The organism is Methylibium sp. Pch-M, assembly GCF_004136295.1.
Classification (GTDB): domain Bacteria; phylum Pseudomonadota; class Gammaproteobacteria; order Burkholderiales; family Burkholderiaceae_C; genus Methylibium; species Methylibium petroleiphilum.
This window is the reverse complement of record NZ_CP029606.1, coordinates 1768770-1783806: the sequence shown is the minus strand read 5'-3', so window position 1 is coordinate 1783806 and position 15037 is coordinate 1768770. Positions and strand designations below refer to the sequence as shown.

The window sequence follows — 15037 nt, the reverse complement described above, 5'->3', positions numbered from 1 at the left end:
GCGTCACACCTCGGCCCACTGGCGCAGCAGGTTGTGGTAGTGGCCGGTGAGGCCGACGGTCTCCTCGCAATCGCCGATCCGCTGCCGCAGCCTCTGGATGTTCTGGTCCAGGTCGAACAGCATCGTGCGGTGCCAGTCCTCGCGCACCATGCTCTGCACCCAGAAGAATGAGCTGACGCGAACGCCACGTGTCACCGGCTCGACGCGGTGCAGGCTGCTTGCCGGGTAGACGATCAGGTCGCCGGCCGGCAGCTTGACCTCGTGGGTACCGTAGGTGTCGACCACCACCAGCTCGCCGCCGTCATAGTCCTCTGGCTCGGTCAGGAACAGGGTGCACGAGACGTCGCTGCGCACCCGCTGCCCGCTGTCGGCGGCCGTCCGGATGGCACCGTCGACATGGAGTCCGTAGTGCTCGCCGCCGCCGTAGCGGTTGAAGAACGGCGGCAGGATGCGGTGCGGCAGGACGGCGGAAAAGAACAGGGGGTTGGCGTGCAGCGCGGTCACGATGGCCTGACCCAGCTGCAGCGCCAGCGGCGAGCCTTCGACCAGTTGGTGGTTGTGTTTCACCTGCGCGCCTTGCGAGCCGACGCTGGCGCGTCCGTCGACCCAGCTGGCGCGATCCAGCGCGGCGCGCAGGTCGGCGACCTGATCGCCGTTCAGCACGGCGGGCACATGGAGCATCATGGTCGAGTCCGTTTCGGCGAGCGATGAAAAAGGCCTCTTCCGAGGAAGAGGCCGGGTCGGGACGGTGAACGAAGGCGTCGTCAGAACGCGTAGCTGGCGGTCAGCGTGACGGCACGGCCATCGCCCGGTGTGGCCCAGCCATTGTTGCGGATGCGCGTGTAGTAAGTGCGGTCCGTCAGGTTCTTCACGTTGAGCTGCAGGTCCAGGCTGCGGTTGACCTGGTAGGCCACCATGGCGTTCTGGACCCAGTAGCTCGGCGCCTTGTACAGCGGCGGCAGCGCGTTGTTGAGGTACCAGCTACCCTGGTACAGCACGCCGTAGCCGACGGTCAGGCTGGGCACGAACTGGTAGGTGGTCCAGAGACTGAACGCGTGCTCCGGTGTGTTGGTCAAGGGGTTGCCCGTCATCGCCAGCGCGGCATCGCAGTTCAGTGCCGTCGGGTTGGCGACGCAGAAATCGGAGGCGCCCGAGAGCACTTCGCTGTCCAGGTAGGTGTAGTTGGCCGACACGCTCCATTGCGGCGTGATCTGCCCGGCCGCACCGAGCGCCACGCCATCCACGCGCGACTTGCCGTCGAGCTGCTGGTCGGGGACCGTCGGGTCGTTGGAGTTGACGCGGTAGTTGCGCAGCTCGTTGCGGAACACCGCGGCCGTCAGCGACAGCCGGTTGTCGAGCACGTCCCACTTGGTGCCGACCTCGATGTTGATGGCCGTCTCGGGCGCGACGTTGCAGTTGTTGTTGCCGGTCGTCGTGGTCTCGTTCTGCGTGCAGGCGCCGTTCACCGTGGCCTTCGAGGGCGTCTTCGAGTTGCCGTAGGCGACGTAGAAGCTGCCGATCGGAACGGGCTTGTAGACCAGGCCAACGCGGAACGAGGTCAGATTGTCGGTGCGCGACTGCGTCGGGCTGCTGGTGGTCACGCCGGCGGCGATGGCGTCGGTCGACGACGAGGTCCGGTTCTTCTCGTAGCGAACGCCGCCGTTGAGTGCCCACTGCTCGTTGAACTTCAGGTTGTCGAACAGGTAGACCGCCACGTTGTCGAGTTCGCCGCGCGTACGGCCAGTCGCGACAAAGTTGACAGGGCCGCCGTAGACGCCCTCCGGGTTCGCGATGTCCATCGGCGGCAGCACGGGGTTCGGCAGTGCGCCGCCGGGGTTGCGCAGCGAGTTGCCGTTGACCAGGCGGTAGCGTTCGTGCGACAGCGAGAAGCCGGTGACGAGCGTGTGCTCGATGCCGCCAGTCTTGAACTCGGTCGTGAAGTCTGTCTGGTTGGCCAGGTAGTCGTTGCTGCTGTCGCGCGTCGACCCGCGCGGACCGCTCGGGGTGTAGAGGCCGGGCGTCGCGCAGGGCGTGCCGTCCGAGGCCAGCGTGCCGCTGGCCAGGCAGTAGCTGCCCTGAGGCGGGTTCACCACGAGGAACTGGTCGATGCGCTGCGCGCGGGTCTGGTTGCGCACCCGGAAGCGGTCGCTGAAGCGGTGATCGAACACCACGGTGAACATGTCGACATCGATCTCCTGCGTGTCGACGTCGCGATAGCCGTAGTAGTTGCTCGACTTGGCGCCCGGGATCAGGCCGTTGTTGAACGCGTTGCGGTAGTAGGGCACGCCATACTGCGGCACGTTCTCGTCGCGCTGGTGCAGGTAGCTCAGGGTCAGCTGCGTCGGGGTGTTGAGCCCGAAGGTGATCGACGGCGCGATGCCCCAGCGCTTGTACTCCTCCACATCGCGTCCCGGCACGTCGTTGCCGTGCGCCATCACATTGACGCGGAAGGCCGTGGTCTCGCCGAGCAGGCGGTTCACGTCGGCGGTGGCCCGCCGGTAGCTGTCGGTGCCCAAGCCGAGGCTGACGCGGCCGAAGTTCTCGGCCTTCGGCGATTTGCTCACGAGGTTGATGCCGCCGCTCACGTTGCCCGCGCCGCCATAGACCGAGTTGGCGCCGTTGGTCACCTCGATCTGCTCGAGGTTGAAGGCGTCGGAGCGGTTGTACTGGGCGCTGTCCCGCATGCCGTCGACGGTGATGTTGTTGTTGGCCGAGTAGCCGCGGAAATTGATGCTGTCGCCATAGCCGCCTCCGCCTTCGCCGGCGCCGAAGGTGATGCCCGGGACCGTGCTCAGGGCCTCCACCAGCGAGACGCGGTTCTGCTGCTCCAGGACCTTCGAGGGCAGCACCGTGATGGTCTGCGGCGTGTCGAGCAGCGGCGCGGTGTACTTGGGCGAGGCCACCTGTTCGGGCTTGGCCACGTTCTCGCTCGCGGCCTTCGCCTTGATCTCCGGCAGCACCGGACTGCCAGTGGCCGGCACCTCGGTCTGCTGGGCGTGGACGGCGGCGGCCGGGATGGTCAAGGCCGCGAAGGCAGCGAGGACCGACACGTTGCTGCGTCGGAGCGGAAGGGCGTGCTTGCGCGCACGGATATAGACCATGGCTTTCTCCTCGGGGGTCGATAAGGCGGCAGAGGCTGGCTCTCTGCGGCAATTCCGACCGCGTTTCGACGCGAGGAGATGCAGATGGCTGACCGGGGGGCTGTCGGAGCTCGACAGCACTCAATCATTGATGATAATTATTCGTATTAAGATTTGTCAACTTGAGTCACGGCGTGTGACGGGGCTGCAACATCGTTGAGTCGAGTCGTTGGAGCAGACTTCAAGAACTTCATTGAGAAAGTTGGCGATCACTCATCGACCAGCCTCCCCCCAGCGCCTTGAACAGATCCAGCGCCGCCGTCAGCCGGGCCAGCCGCAACTGCGCCAGCTGGTCGATCGACGAGAACAGCGTCCGCTGCGCGTCCAGCACGCTGGTCAGGTCGTCGGCGCCCTCGCGGTAGCGCAGTTCGGCGAGGCGCAGCGAGCGCTGCGCCTCGTCGCGGATCGCCAGCTGGGCCTGCTCCTGCCCGCGGTTGCGCACCGCGTTGCCGAGCGCGTCCTCCACCTCCTTCAGCGCGGTGTAGATCGCGCTGCGGTAGCTCTCCACGAGTTGCCGGCGCGCCGATTCGCCCAGCGCCACCTGGTTGCGCAGGCGTCCGCCGTCGAACAGCGTCTGCACGATCGATGCACTGAGCCCGATGCTGGAGGAGGGATTGGCCAGCGACAGCAGCGCCGTGCTGGCCAGCCCGGCGGAGCCCGACAGCGACACGCTGGGCAGCAGCGCGGCACGGGCCGCGGCCACGTCGGCATCGGCCGCGGCGAGCTGCGCCTCGGCGCTGGCCAGGTCGGGGCGGCGCACCAGCAGCTCCGATGGCAGACCGGCGCCGGCCTCGGGCACCGCGAAGCGCTCGAAGCTGCGCGCCTCCACCTGCAGCGCCTGCGGCGGGCGGCCGAGCAGGAGGGCCAGCGCGGTGACGGTCTGGCGCTCCTGCACCTCCAGAGGCTCCAGCGTGGCCCGCTGCGACAGCACCGTGATGCGCTGGCGGCTCACGTCCAGCGCCGACGCCGCACCATTGCGGTAGCGGGATTCGACGATGCCGAACACGCGCTCGGCGATGGCCAGGTTGTCGCGCGCGATCTCGATCCGCATGCGCAGCGCGAGCACCTGGAAATAGGCGTTGGCCACGCCGGTGCTGAGTGACAGCCGCGCGGTCTCGAGGTCGTAGCGGCTGGCGGCGAGCGAGGCCTCGGCGCCCTTCACGCCGGCGGCGAGCCGGCCCCACAGGTCGATCTCGTAGCTGACGCCGAGCGACACGCTCGACGACTTGCTGGTGCTGGCGTCGAACCCCGGCCCCGGGTCGGCGCGACGGGCGCCGGAACTGCCGCTGACGCTGACCGACGGGAACAGCGTCGCGCCGGCGCTGCGCACCGCGATCTCGGCCTGCTGCACGCGCTCGGCGGCGATCGCCAGCGTCGGGCTGCCGGCCTGGGCGGCATCGATCAGCCGCGCCAGCTCGTCGGACTGGAAGCCGCGCCACCAGTCGCGCTGCAGCGGCGCGCTGGCGGCGGTCGTGGCCTCGTTCCACTGCGGCGGCAGGTCGAGCGTGGGCCGCGTGGTGTCGATCGCCGTCGCGCAGCCGGCAAGCGCCAGCGCGATCAGCAGGGCGGAGGCGCGCCAGCGCGGCGCGGGGCGGGGAAGCATCGTGGACATGGGGCGGGAGAGGGTGTTCATTCGGCGGCCAGCGCAACCACCGGGTCGAGCTGCGCGGCCTTGCGCGCGGGCAGCCAGCCGAACACCAGGCCGGTGCCGAAGGCGCAGCCGAAGGCCAGCAGCACCGGCGCGAGCGAGTACTGGATGGGCGTGCCGAAGGCGCCGATCGCTGCGGCGGTGGCCAGGCCGCCGACCACGCCCACCGCGCCGCCGATCGCCGACACCACCATCGCCTCGATCAGGAACTGCTGCATGATGTTGCGTTCGCGCGCGCCGGTGGCCATGCGGATACCGATCTCGCGGGTGCGCTCGGTCACCGACACCAGCATGATGTTCATCACGCCGATGCCGCCCACCAGCAGCGAGATCGCCGCGATCGAGCCGAGCAGGATGGTCAGCGTGTTCTGCGTCTGTTCGGTGGCCTCGATGATCGAGGCCATGTTGCGGATCTGGAAGTCCACCACGCCATGGCGGTCGAGCAGCAGCGACTCCACGGCTTCCTGGGTCTCGTCGATGCGCGACACGTCGTCGACCGCCACCGTCACGTTGCGCAGGAAGCGCTGGCCCGACAGCCGCAGGCTGCTGGTCGCATACGGCACGAACACGATGTCGTCCTGGTCCGAGCCCATCGGCGATGCACCGCGCGCCGTCATCACGCCGACCACCTGGAACAGCAGGTTGTTGACCAGCACGTACTCGCCCACCGGGTTCCCGCCGTCGGGGAACAGCGCCTTCGCAACGGTCTGGCCCAGCACCGCCACGGTGGCGTAGCTCGCTTCGTCCTCGGCGCTGAAGAAGCTGCCTTGGGCCACCGGCCACTGCCGCGCCAGCGGAAACTTCGACGAGGTGCCGTTGATGCTGGTGCTGTAGTCGGCGCCGCTGTAGCGCAGCGTCGCGCTGCTGTTCTGTTCGGGCACCGCGGCCAGCACGTTGGGCACCTGGTCGATCGCGGCCACGTCGGCGACCACCAGCGTCGCGGTGCTGTTGAAGCCGCGCTGGTTGGGGGCGCCGGGGCGCACCAGCATCAGGTTCGAACCCATCGCGCTGATGCGGTTGATGACCTCCTGCTTCGCACCGTCGCCGATCGCCAGCATCGCGATCACCGAGCCGACGCCGATCACGATGCCCAGCAGCGTGAGCACCGAGCGGAACAGGTTGGCGCGCAGCGAGCGCAGCGCCATCTTCGCGGCCTCCACCACGTCGGCCAGGTGCGAGCCTTCGTGGGTGATGGCCGGCGGCACGTAGTCGGCCTGCTCCGGCGATGGCGGCGCCGAGCCGGGGTCGGCGACGATGCGGCCGTCCTTGATCTCGATCAGCCGGTCGGCGTGGTCGGCCACTTCCTTCGCGTGGGTGATCAGCAGCACCGTGTGGCCGCGCGCCGACAGGTCGGCCAGCAGCTTCATCACGTCGGCGCCGCTCTTGCTGTCGAGCGCGCCGGTCGGTTCGTCGGCGAGGATGATGCGGCCGCCGTTCATCAGCGCGCGCGAGATCGACACGCGCTGCTGCTGCCCGCCCGACAGCTGGTTGGGCCGGTGCTCCAGCCGGTCGGCCAGGCCCAGCTCGCCGAGCAGCGCCTTCGCGCGCGCGTGCCGCTGCGCCGGCGGCAGGCCGGAGTACATGGCCGGCACCTCGACGTTCTCGGCCGCGTTGGCGGTTGCGATCAGGTGGTAGCTCTGGAACACGAAGCCGAAGTCGTCGCGCCGCAGCAGCGCGAGTTCGTCGCGGTCGAGCGAGGAGACGTCGCGGCCGAGGAAGCGGTAGCTGCCGGTGGTGGGCTTGTCGAGGCAGCCCAGGATGTTCATCAGCGTCGACTTGCCCGACCCCGAGGCGCCCATGATGGCGACGAACTCGCCCTCGTAGATCGTCAGGTCGATGCCGTGCAGCACCTGCACCGCGAGGTCGCCGTTGCGGTAGGTCTTGGTCACGCCGCGCAGCTCGATCAGCGGCGTCTCGCCGGGGCGCAGCCCGGCGCTGGCGACGGCCGGTTCGGGGTCGCGCTGCATCAGCGGCCTCGCGGCGGCTGTCCCATGCCCGGCGGCATGCCGGCCGGCCCCTGCTGCAGGCCACCGCCCTGCGCGCCGGCGCTGCGCGGGGCCTGCGCCTGCTGCGGCTGCTTGATGCCGGCGACGACCTGGTCGCCCTCGCTCAGCCCGGACAGCACCTGCACCTGCACGCGGTTGCTCACGCCGAGTTCGACGCTGCGTTCCTCCAGCGTGCCGGCCGGCGTCAGGATCTTCACGGTCGAGCGGCGCGTGCCGCGCGGCCGCTCGACGGTCGCGAAGCCGCCGGTGGCAGGAATGGTCGGGCCGCTGGCGGCGGCCGGGGCGGCTGCCGATGCAGCACGGGCCGCCGGGGCACGTGCGGTCTCGCTGCGGCTGCCGCCGCTACCGCCAGCCGCCAGGCGCTGTTCGCGCAAGGCCTGGCGCTCCTCGGGCGACATCGCCTCGAAGGCGGCGCGGCGCTCTTCCCGGCTCATGCCCGCGAAGCGCTCCGGCAGCGGGCCGCCGCTGCGCGGCGCCGAGGCACCCGTTCCCGCCGGGGCCGCGGCATGGGCCGCGCTGCGGCTGGGCCCTGCCGGTGCGGACGCGGCTGCGGCGCCCGTGGCCGCGACTGAGGCCGCGGGGGCGCTGGCGCCCTCGCCCGGCGCCGATGCGGCGCGCTCGGTCTCGCCGCGCTCGCGGCGGCCAACGCCGGTGCGTCCGCCGCCGGCGCTGCCGATCGCCGCGACCGGCACGACCAGCGCGTCCTTGGCTTCGGCCGCGATGAAGAAGACCTGCGCGGTCATGTTCGTCATCAGCGCCTGGTTGTTGTTGGGCACGTCGAACAGCGCGTTGTAGAGCACCACGTTGTTGGTCACGGTCGGCGTCGGCTCCACCTTGCGCAGCGTGCCGTACCAGCGCCGGCCCTGGCTGCCCAGGGTCGTGAAGTAGACCGTCATGTCCTGGCGCAGCTTGCTGACGTCGGCTTCCGACACCTGGGTCTGCACCGTCATCGTCGACAGGTCGGCGATGCGCAGGATGGTCGGCGCCGACTGGTTGGCGTTCAGGGTCTGGCCCTGGCGCGCGGTGACGCTGACCACCGTGCCGGCCAGCGGGGCGTAGATCTTGGCGTAGTTGAGGTTGGCCTCGTCGGCGCGGAGCGTCGACTCGGTCTGCTCGATCGACGCCTTGATGGCGTCGATCTGCGCCTTGGCGGCCTTCGCGGTGGCCTCGGCCTGCTGCAGCGACTCGGTGGTCGTCGCGTCGTCCTTCATCAGGTTGCGCTGGCGGGTGAGCAGCAGCTGCGCCAGCGCGTACTGCGATTCACGCTCGGCCAGCGTCGCGCGCTGGTTGCGCAGGCCGGCGCGGCGCGCATCGACGGTGGCGGTCAGCACCGTCGGGTCGATCTCGGCCAGCAGGTCGCCGGCCTTGACGATCGAGCCGACCTCGACGTGCAGCCGCTTCAACTGCCCGGACACCTGTGCGCCGACGTCGACGTAGTCGCGCGGCTGCACGGTGCCGGTCGCGGTCACCAGGTCCTGGATGTCGGCGCGCTGCACCGTCGCGAACTGGTACTGCTCGCGCAGGTTGGGCTGGCCATAGACCGCGCGCCAGGCCGCGTAGCCGCCGCCGACGACCAGCAGCAGCGCGATCACGGCCCACAGGGCACGATGGGAGAGAAGGCGGCGCCAGCGCGGGCGCGATGCGGTGTCGGGGCGTGCGGTCATGGGAAACGGAGCCGGGGTCCTGGGGTGCGGGTGCGGCGGTCGGTGCGGGCCGGCGGCGAAGGAGTCGCCAGTCTGCCGGCCGCACGGTTAAGCAATGGGGCGCGATTGTGGCGGCTTTGTAAAGCCCGGGCGGGCAGCGCCGGCGGCGCGGGCCCGACGTGACGAAGGCCGCACGCGGCGGCCTTCGTCGTCCGGCGGGCCGCCGTCAGCGCGCGTCGGGCTCGCTGACGAAGCCGACCTTGCTCAGGCCCGCCTTCGAGGCGTCGGCCAGGGTCTCGGCGACGTAGCGGTAGGCCACGGCCTGGTCGGCGCGCAGGTGCACCTCGGGTTGCGGCTGCTTCTGGCCCGCATCGGCGAAGCGCTGCGCGGCTTCCTCGCGCGTCACCGTCTCGCCGTTCCAGAAACGGACGCCGGCGCCGTCGATCGCGAACTCGATCTTGTCGGGCTTGAGCTCGTTGACCTGGCTGCTCGCCTTCGGCAGGTCGAGCTTGACCGCATGGGTGAGCAGCGGGGCGGTGACGATGAAGATCACCAGCAGCACCAGCATCACGTCGATCAGCGGCACCATGTTGATCTCGGACACCGGGGCGGACGAGGACTTGCGGTCGAAGCTGGCGAAGGCCATGGCGGGCTGGCTCCTGCGTGAGGGTGGAGAGAGGGAGGCGGCTCAGGCGCCGCGCGGGGCCGGCGTCAGCTTGCCCGGCATCGTGCGCACGTTGTCGCTGCCGCTCTTCGCGGCGTCGGCCAGCGGCGAACCCATGGACAGGAAGGTCATCAGCTCGAAGGCGAAGGCGTCGAGCTTGGCGTTGAGCACGCGGTTGCTGCGCGTGATGGCGTTGTAGGCCATCACCGCGGGGATGGCGACCGCGAGACCGATGCCGGTCATGATCAGCGCCTCGCCCACCGGGCCGGCCACCTTGTCGAGCGTGCCGGAGCCGCTCATGCCGATCGCCACCAGCGCGTGGTAGACGCCCCAGACGGTGCCGAACAGGCCGACGAAGGGCGCGGTGGCGCCGATCGTCGCGAGCCAGGTCAGGCCGTTCTCGAGCCGCGTGGTCTCCTCGTCGAGCACCTTCTTGATGGTGCGCGTGACGAAGTCCTGCGCGGTGCCCGCCTCCTCCAGCTTGGCCGCGCCGTAGCGGGCATGGTGGGCCTGCGCGTTGATCGCATGGGCGGTCAGGTGCGCGAACGGCTCCTGCACGCCATGAGTGCCGATCTCGGCACCCACCTCATCGAGCGAGCGCGCGTTCCAGAAGAAGTGCAGGAACTTCTCGCTGCGCCGCGTGCGCAGCAGCTGGCCCAGGCCCTTGACGACGATCAGGGTCCACGAGATGGCCGACATCACCACCAGCACGGCCAGCAGCGACTTGCCGACGAAATCGCTCTGCGCGATGAAGTGGGCGAAGCCCATCGAGGTGTTCACATCGGTCACGGTCATCTCTCCATTTCAAAGACCAGGGGCATCACGACCCAGAAGGGCTGGGCCACGCCGTTCTCGGTGTAGGGCTTGAAGCGCGTCGCCTTCACGGTGGCGAGCGCGGCGTCGTCCAGGCGGGAGAAGCCCGAGGCGCGCTGCAGGACCATCTGGCGCGGCAGGCCCTGGTCGTCGACCAGCACGCGCACGAGCACGCGGCCCGATTCGTTGAGCCGCTTGGAAGCGGTCGGATAGACCAGGTTCGGCGGCGTCAGGTACTCCACCTGCGTGATCGCCACGGTGCGCGGTTGCGGCGGCGGGGCCGGTGGCGCGGGCGGGGCCGGCGGCGGCTCGACCGCCACGATCACAGGCGGTTCGGGCGGCGGCGGGGGCGCGACGAACACCGGCGGTTCCGGTGTGGGCACCCGTTCGCTGACGAGGATCGGCGCGGGCGGCGGCGGCGTCTTGGGGATCGGCCGCGGCGGCGGCGGAGGGGGCGGCGGCGGGATCGGCACCGGCGGGGCCGGCGGCGCGATCAGGTCGACCATGATCGGCGCGGCCGCCTGCACCGCTTCGCGCACCGAATCGATCTGCAGCAGGCCCCAGCCGCCGGCGACGTGCGCCGCCAGCACGCCCAGCACCAGCCCGCGCCGCGCGCCCGGCGTCAAGCCTTCCGACGAGGCGGTGGGCAGCGGCGGGGGCGCGACGCCGTTCGGCAGGGGAGGAAAACCAGCGCTCATGAGAAGTCTTGTGGTCCGCAGGGCCGGAGGGCGGGCGCCGCGGGCGAAACCGGTGCGTTGAGGGCTTGGCGGAACTGCCGACGCCGGAACGGGCCATTTTAATGCGAATCATTCGCATTATTCAAGCGGCTTCGACGGCATCCACTGCGCCGATGCCGGCCGGTGGCGACGGCCCACCGAGTGGGCGGCGGCGCGCTCAGGCCGCGCGCTGTTCGAGCAGGTGGCTCGGCGTGTCGACCTGCGCCAGCGCCTGCGCCAGATAGGGCAGCGTGTCGCGCAACTGGGCGTGCAGCGTCCAGGGCGGGTTGATCACCACCATGCCGCTGCCGGCCAGGCCGAAGCCCTGCACGTCGAGCGGTTGCACCGTGAGCCGGGCGTGCAGCCAGCCCTTGGGCGCCAGGTTCTGCAGGCGCTTGGGCAGTTGAGCGGCCTCCAGCCGGCTGACCTGCGGGTACCAGACCAGGATCACGGCTTCCGCAAAGCGCTGCAGCGCCTCGCGCACGGTCGCGACGAGTCGGGTGTAGTCGGCCTTGAGCTCGTAGGACGGGTCGATCAGCACGACCGCGCGGCGCGAGGGCGGCGGCAACTGGGCTCGCAGCCCGGTGAAGCCGTCCTCGTGGTGCACCTCGGTGTGCGGCCGGTCGGCGTGGTGGGCGGCGAGCGTGCGCAGGTCGGCCGGGTGCAGCTCGAACAGGCGCAGCTCGTCGTGCGGACGCAGCAGCCGGCGCTCGAACTCCGGCGAGCCGGGGTAGCGGCCCAGGCCGCCGTCGGGGTTGAAGTCGCGCACCAGCTGCACGTAGTCGGCCACCAGCGGCGGCAGGTCGCCGCGCTCCATCAGGCGCGCGATGCCGTGCTCGAACTCGCCCTTCTTCAGCGCCTCGGGCGTGCCCAGCGAATAGCCGCCGGCGCCGGCGTGGGTGTCGATCAACCGGTAGGGCTTGTCCTTCTGCGCCATGTGGCGCAGCACCGCGCACAGCACGGTGTGCTTGAGGACGTCGGCATGGTTGCCCGCATGGAAGGCGTGTCGGTAGGCGAGCATGCAGTGATTGTCGCGCGCCGGGCGACGCGGCCCTTGCGCGTCAGTCGCGGCGGTGCCTGCCCATCACCGCACGGAACAGCTCGGGAATGCCGACCTCGCGCGGGCCCGGCTGCAGCACCCCCGACTCGCCGGCCGCGATCGTGCCCGACTCGCGCACCGCGAGGTAGACGCCGCAGTAGCCCGACTGCAGCATCATCTTCGCGGCCTGGTTGAAGCCCATCACCGCGTTGAACTTGTCGCAAGGCTGGCGTGGCGCGGCGACCGCCAGCGCGCAGTGCGGGAAGCGCAGCACGTCGCCGATCCACAGCTGGCCTTCCTGCAGGCCGGCGAGCGTGAGGTTCTCGCCCATGAAGCCGTGCGGCAGCGCCTCGTCCCACGGCGCCACGCGCGCCTGCGCGCGCACCGTCTGCCAGAACGCGTAGTGCTCGCTGGGGTAGGCGTAGACGGCCTTGTCGAGGCCACCGTGCACCGTGGGGTCGGCCTGCTCGTCGCCGGCGAGCCCGAGCCGGCCCACCGGCACCGCGCCGCTCACGCCGCGCTTGCCGATCGCGCTCATGACGCGGCGGTCCCCGCCGACCTCCAGCGTGCGCGCCGTGGCGACGTTGACACTCAGGACCCGCAGCGCGTGGCTCATGAGGGCGAGGACTCCGTTTCAGTGTGGACGGCGGCGGCGCGCCCTTCGACCGCCACCGCCTTGAAGCTGGCCACCATCGGCTGGCCCGGCGCCACCGCCAGGGCCTGCACCGAGCGTTGCGTGACCAGCGCCCACAGGCGCTCGCCCGGCGCGCCGCCCGGGCCCAGCGCGAGTTCCACCGCGGCGTACGGCGCCTCGCGCTCGATCACGCGCAGCACCGTGCCGGCGAGCTGGTTGCTCGCGCTCGATGCCAGCACCTCGCGCTGCAGCGCCACGTCGCGCGCGCGGATGCGCAGCCGCACCGCGGCGCCGGGCGCGGCGGCCACCTGCGGCACCGTCACGCGCTGGCCGGCGACCGTCACGGTGGTGAGCTGCCAGTCGCCCAGTTGCTCGGCCACGCTGCCGGCCAGCACGCTGCCGGCCTCGAAGCGGCCGACCAGCGGGCCCAGCGTCAGGTCCGACAGCAGCTCCAGCGCCGGACCCTCGGCGGCCACCCGGCCGTCGGCCAGCAGCACCACGCGGTCGGCCAGGCGCATCACCTCGTCCATCTGGTGGGTCACGTAGAGGATGGGCAGGTTCAGCCGCGCCGGCAGCGCGGCCAGGTAGCCCAGCAGCTCCTGGCGGCGTGGCGGATCGAGCGAGGCCAGCGGCTCGTCCATCAGCAGCGCGCGCGGCTTGCCCAGCAGTGCGCGGCCGAGCGCGACGCGCTGGCGTTCGCCGCCCGAGAGCTGGTGCGGCCGACGCGCCAGCAGCGGCGCGAGGCCCAGCAGCGCCACCACCTCGTCGAGCGCCGGTCCTGCGGCGGAGGCCGGCGCGCGCTTGGCGCCGTAGAGCAGGTTGGCGCGCACGTCGCGGTGCGGAAACAGCCGACCGTCCTGGAACACGACACCCAGTCGCCGCGCCCCGGGCGCCAGGTCGGTGCCGGACGCGGCATCGAACAGCGTCGCCCCGTCGATCGCGACGCGCCCGGCCGACGGCCGCAGCAGCCCCGCGGCCGCCTGCAGCAGCGTGCTCTTGCCGGCGCCGCTGCGCCCGATCAGCGCCGTGATGCCCTGCGGCGGCACGTCGATGCGCGCCGTCACGGCGGTGTCGCCGCGAGCGACGCTCACGTCGATCAGCAGGCTCATCGCTGCCCCAGCCAGCCGGCCACGCGCCGGTGTCCCCACTGCGCCAACGCCAGCGCGCCGATCGCCAGCAGCACCGAGCAGGCCACCAGGCGCAGCGCGGCGGCCTCGCCGTCGGCGCTCTGCAGCGCGCTGTAGATCGCCAGCGGCAGCGTCTGGGTCTGGCCCGGCACGTTCGAGACGAAGGTGATGGTCGCGCCGAACTCGCCGAGCGAGGCCGCGAAACCCAGCACTGCGCCCGACAGCAGGCCGGGCGCGGCCAGCGGCAGCGTCACGCTCGCGAAGGCATCGAGCCGCGAGGCGCCGAGCGTGCGCGCGGCATCCTCCAGACCGCGGTCCACGGCCTCCAACGCCTGCCGCACCGCGCGCACCATCAGCGGCAGCGCCATCACCGCGGCGGCCAGCACCGCGCCGCGGAAGCTGAACACGAAGCTGATGCCGAGCCACTCGTGCAGCCAGCGCCCCAGCGGGCCCTGGCGGCCGAAGCCCAGCAGCAGCGCATAGCCGATCACCACCGGCGGCAGCACCAGTGGCAGGTTCACCGCGGCCTCCAGCAGCGCCTTGCCGGGCCAGCGGCCGCGCGCCAGCGCAAGCGCGAGCAACAGCGCGACGGGCAGCGTCAGCGCGGTCGCGGTGGCCGCGACCTGCAGGCTGAGCCACAGGGCCTGGAGTTCGAGCGGGGTCAAGGGGTCTCGCCCGCACGGGCGGGCGGTGGCGGTCGGAACGGGCCCCGACTGTGCCAGACCGGTGGGTGCCGCGGCGAGATCAGGGCGTCGAGAAGCCGGCGGCCTTCAGCAAGGTGCCCGCCTCGGCGCCGAACAGGTGTTCGTAGAAGCGCTGGGCGGCCGGCCCGGCACCGGTCAGCAGCGCGGCGGGGTAGCGGATCGGCGGGTGGCTGTCGGCCGGGAACAGCGCCACGACCTGCACCTTGCGCGAGGCCAGCGCGTCGGTTCGGTAGGTGATGCCGAGCGGCGCCTCGCCGCGCTCCACGAAGGCGAGCGCGGAACGCACGTTGTCGGCGCGCGCGAGGCGCGGCCCGGCCTCGGCCCACAGACCGAGCGTGCCGAGCGCGGCCTGCGCGTATTTGCCGACCGGCACGTGCGCCGGATCGCCGGTGGCGATGCGGCTGTCGGGGGTGGCCAGGGCGGCGCGCAGCAGTCGGCTCACGGCCTCGGCCGTCTCCGGCGGGGCCGTCGGCTCGGCGCTGCCCGGCGCCACCAGCGCGAGCCGGTTGCCGACCCAGTCGCGCCGCGTGCCGGGCAGGATGCGGCCGGCCTTGCCGACGGCGTCCATCCAGGGCTCGTCGGCGCTGACGAAGATCTGCGCGGTGGCGCCCTGCTCGATCTGACGGGCCAGCGTGGAACTCGACGCGAACGAAAACCGGATGCCGGTGAAGCCGCCCTGCCGCGCGATCGCCTGCAGCACGTCGGTCAGGCTGGCGGCGGCGAACACCACCACCTCGTCGTCGGCCGCGCGGGCGGCGGGCGGACTTGCGAGCAGCCAGGCGGCCAGGGCGGTGGCGAGGGCGGTGCTCAGGCGGCGGCGCAGTGGGGACTTCATGGGCAGGGTTTCGGGCGAGTGGAGGAGGACGGGGTGGCGAGGACGCGAGTCTGGCCGCGGACGGCGCC

Annotated in this window: 13 protein-coding genes; all 13 read right to left on the bottom strand. The window is 71.5% G+C overall.

Features of this window, described 5'->3' with window-relative positions; genetic code table 11:
• Positions 1–3 precede the first annotated feature (3 nt).
• The gene (locus C1M51_RS08560) at positions 4–684 is read right to left on the bottom strand and encodes a Fe2+-dependent dioxygenase (RefSeq protein ID WP_129449069.1); all 681 of its coding nucleotides are present in this window, start codon (positions 682–684) and stop codon (positions 4–6) included.
• Positions 685–764: 80 nt separating this feature from the next.
• Entirely contained in the window at positions 765–3101 is a 2337-nt protein-coding gene (locus C1M51_RS08555) for a TonB-dependent siderophore receptor (RefSeq protein ID WP_129449068.1), read from the bottom strand.
• Positions 3102–3330: 229 nt separating this feature from the next.
• The gene (locus C1M51_RS08550) at positions 3331–4752 is read right to left on the bottom strand and encodes an efflux transporter outer membrane subunit (protein ID WP_242500006.1); all 1422 of its coding nucleotides are present in this window, start codon (positions 4750–4752) and stop codon (positions 3331–3333) included.
• Between the two features lie 17 nt (positions 4753–4769).
• Positions 4770–6755: a MacB family efflux pump subunit gene (locus C1M51_RS08545; RefSeq protein WP_129449066.1), complete on the bottom strand. Its 1986-nt coding sequence runs from the start codon at positions 6753–6755 to the stop codon at positions 4770–4772.
• Entirely contained in the window at positions 6755–8458 is a 1704-nt protein-coding gene (locus C1M51_RS08540; protein WP_129449065.1) for an efflux RND transporter periplasmic adaptor subunit, read from the bottom strand. Before C1M51_RS08540 ends, C1M51_RS08545 begins: the two co-directional genes overlap by 1 nt.
• A gap of 205 nt (positions 8459–8663) precedes the next feature.
• Positions 8664–9083: a biopolymer transporter ExbD gene (locus tag C1M51_RS08535; protein ID WP_011831293.1), complete on the bottom strand. Its 420-nt coding sequence runs from the start codon at positions 9081–9083 to the stop codon at positions 8664–8666.
• Between the two features lie 42 nt (positions 9084–9125).
• Complete coding sequence (locus C1M51_RS08530; RefSeq protein ID WP_129452133.1) at positions 9126–9869, bottom strand: MotA/TolQ/ExbB proton channel family protein; 744 nt, start codon at positions 9867–9869, stop codon at positions 9126–9128.
• Positions 9870–9892: 23 nt separating this feature from the next.
• Positions 9893–10612: an energy transducer TonB gene (locus C1M51_RS08525; RefSeq protein WP_129449064.1), complete on the bottom strand. Its 720-nt coding sequence runs from the start codon at positions 10610–10612 to the stop codon at positions 9893–9895.
• 196 nt (positions 10613–10808) lie between these two features.
• On the bottom strand, positions 10809–11651 hold the full coding sequence (locus tag C1M51_RS08520; protein WP_129449063.1) for a 23S rRNA (adenine(2030)-N(6))-methyltransferase RlmJ: 843 nt from the start codon (positions 11649–11651) through the stop codon (positions 10809–10811).
• Between the two features lie 40 nt (positions 11652–11691).
• A complete protein-coding gene (locus tag C1M51_RS08515; RefSeq protein WP_129449062.1) occupies positions 11692–12285 on the bottom strand; it encodes an MOSC domain-containing protein in 594 nt (197 codons plus the stop codon).
• Positions 12282–13412, bottom strand: a complete 1131-nt coding sequence (gene modC, locus C1M51_RS08510) for a molybdenum ABC transporter ATP-binding protein (protein WP_207207821.1) — start codon at positions 13410–13412, stop codon at positions 12282–12284. The genes C1M51_RS08515 and modC overlap by 4 nt, the downstream gene beginning before the upstream one ends.
• On the bottom strand, positions 13409–14095 hold the full coding sequence (gene modB, locus C1M51_RS08505; protein ID WP_129449061.1) for a molybdate ABC transporter permease subunit: 687 nt from the start codon (positions 14093–14095) through the stop codon (positions 13409–13411). Before modB ends, modC begins: the two co-directional genes overlap by 4 nt.
• Positions 14096–14174: 79 nt before the next feature.
• Complete coding sequence (gene modA, locus C1M51_RS08500) at positions 14175–14969, bottom strand: molybdate ABC transporter substrate-binding protein (protein ID WP_129449060.1); 795 nt, start codon at positions 14967–14969, stop codon at positions 14175–14177.
• Positions 14970–15037 lie beyond the last annotated feature (68 nt).

Bases quoted from the DNA above. Each gene is read 5' to 3' on its own strand.
- C1M51_RS08560 (WP_129449069.1), bottom strand. From the start codon at position 684: ATGATGCTCCATGTGCCCGCCGTGCTGAACGGCGATCAGGTCGCCGAC.
- C1M51_RS08555 (WP_129449068.1), bottom strand. From the start codon at position 3,101: ATGGTCTATATCCGTGCGCGCAAGCACGCCCTTCCGCTCCGACGCAGC.
- C1M51_RS08550 (WP_242500006.1), bottom strand. From the start codon at position 4,752: ATGTCCACGATGCTTCCCCGCCCCGCGCCGCGCTGGCGCGCCTCCGCC.
- C1M51_RS08545 (WP_129449066.1), bottom strand. From the start codon at position 6,755: ATGCAGCGCGACCCCGAACCGGCCGTCGCCAGCGCCGGGCTGCGCCCC.
- C1M51_RS08540 (WP_129449065.1), bottom strand. From the start codon at position 8,458: ATGACCGCACGCCCCGACACCGCATCGCGCCCGCGCTGGCGCCGCCTT.
- C1M51_RS08535 (WP_011831293.1), bottom strand. From the start codon at position 9,083: ATGGCCTTCGCCAGCTTCGACCGCAAGTCCTCGTCCGCCCCGGTGTCC.
- C1M51_RS08530 (WP_129452133.1), bottom strand. From the start codon at position 9,869: ATGGGCTTCGCCCACTTCATCGCGCAGAGCGATTTCGTCGGCAAGTCG.
- C1M51_RS08525 (WP_129449064.1), bottom strand. From the start codon at position 10,612: ATGAGCGCTGGTTTTCCTCCCCTGCCGAACGGCGTCGCGCCCCCGCCG.
- C1M51_RS08520 (WP_129449063.1), bottom strand. From the start codon at position 11,651: ATGCTCGCCTACCGACACGCCTTCCATGCGGGCAACCATGCCGACGTC.
- C1M51_RS08515 (WP_129449062.1), bottom strand. From the start codon at position 12,285: ATGAGCCACGCGCTGCGGGTCCTGAGTGTCAACGTCGCCACGGCGCGC.
- modC (WP_207207821.1), bottom strand. From the start codon at position 13,412: ATGAGCCTGCTGATCGACGTGAGCGTCGCTCGCGGCGACACCGCCGTG.
- modA (WP_129449060.1), bottom strand. From the start codon at position 14,969: ATGAAGTCCCCACTGCGCCGCCGCCTGAGCACCGCCCTCGCCACCGCC.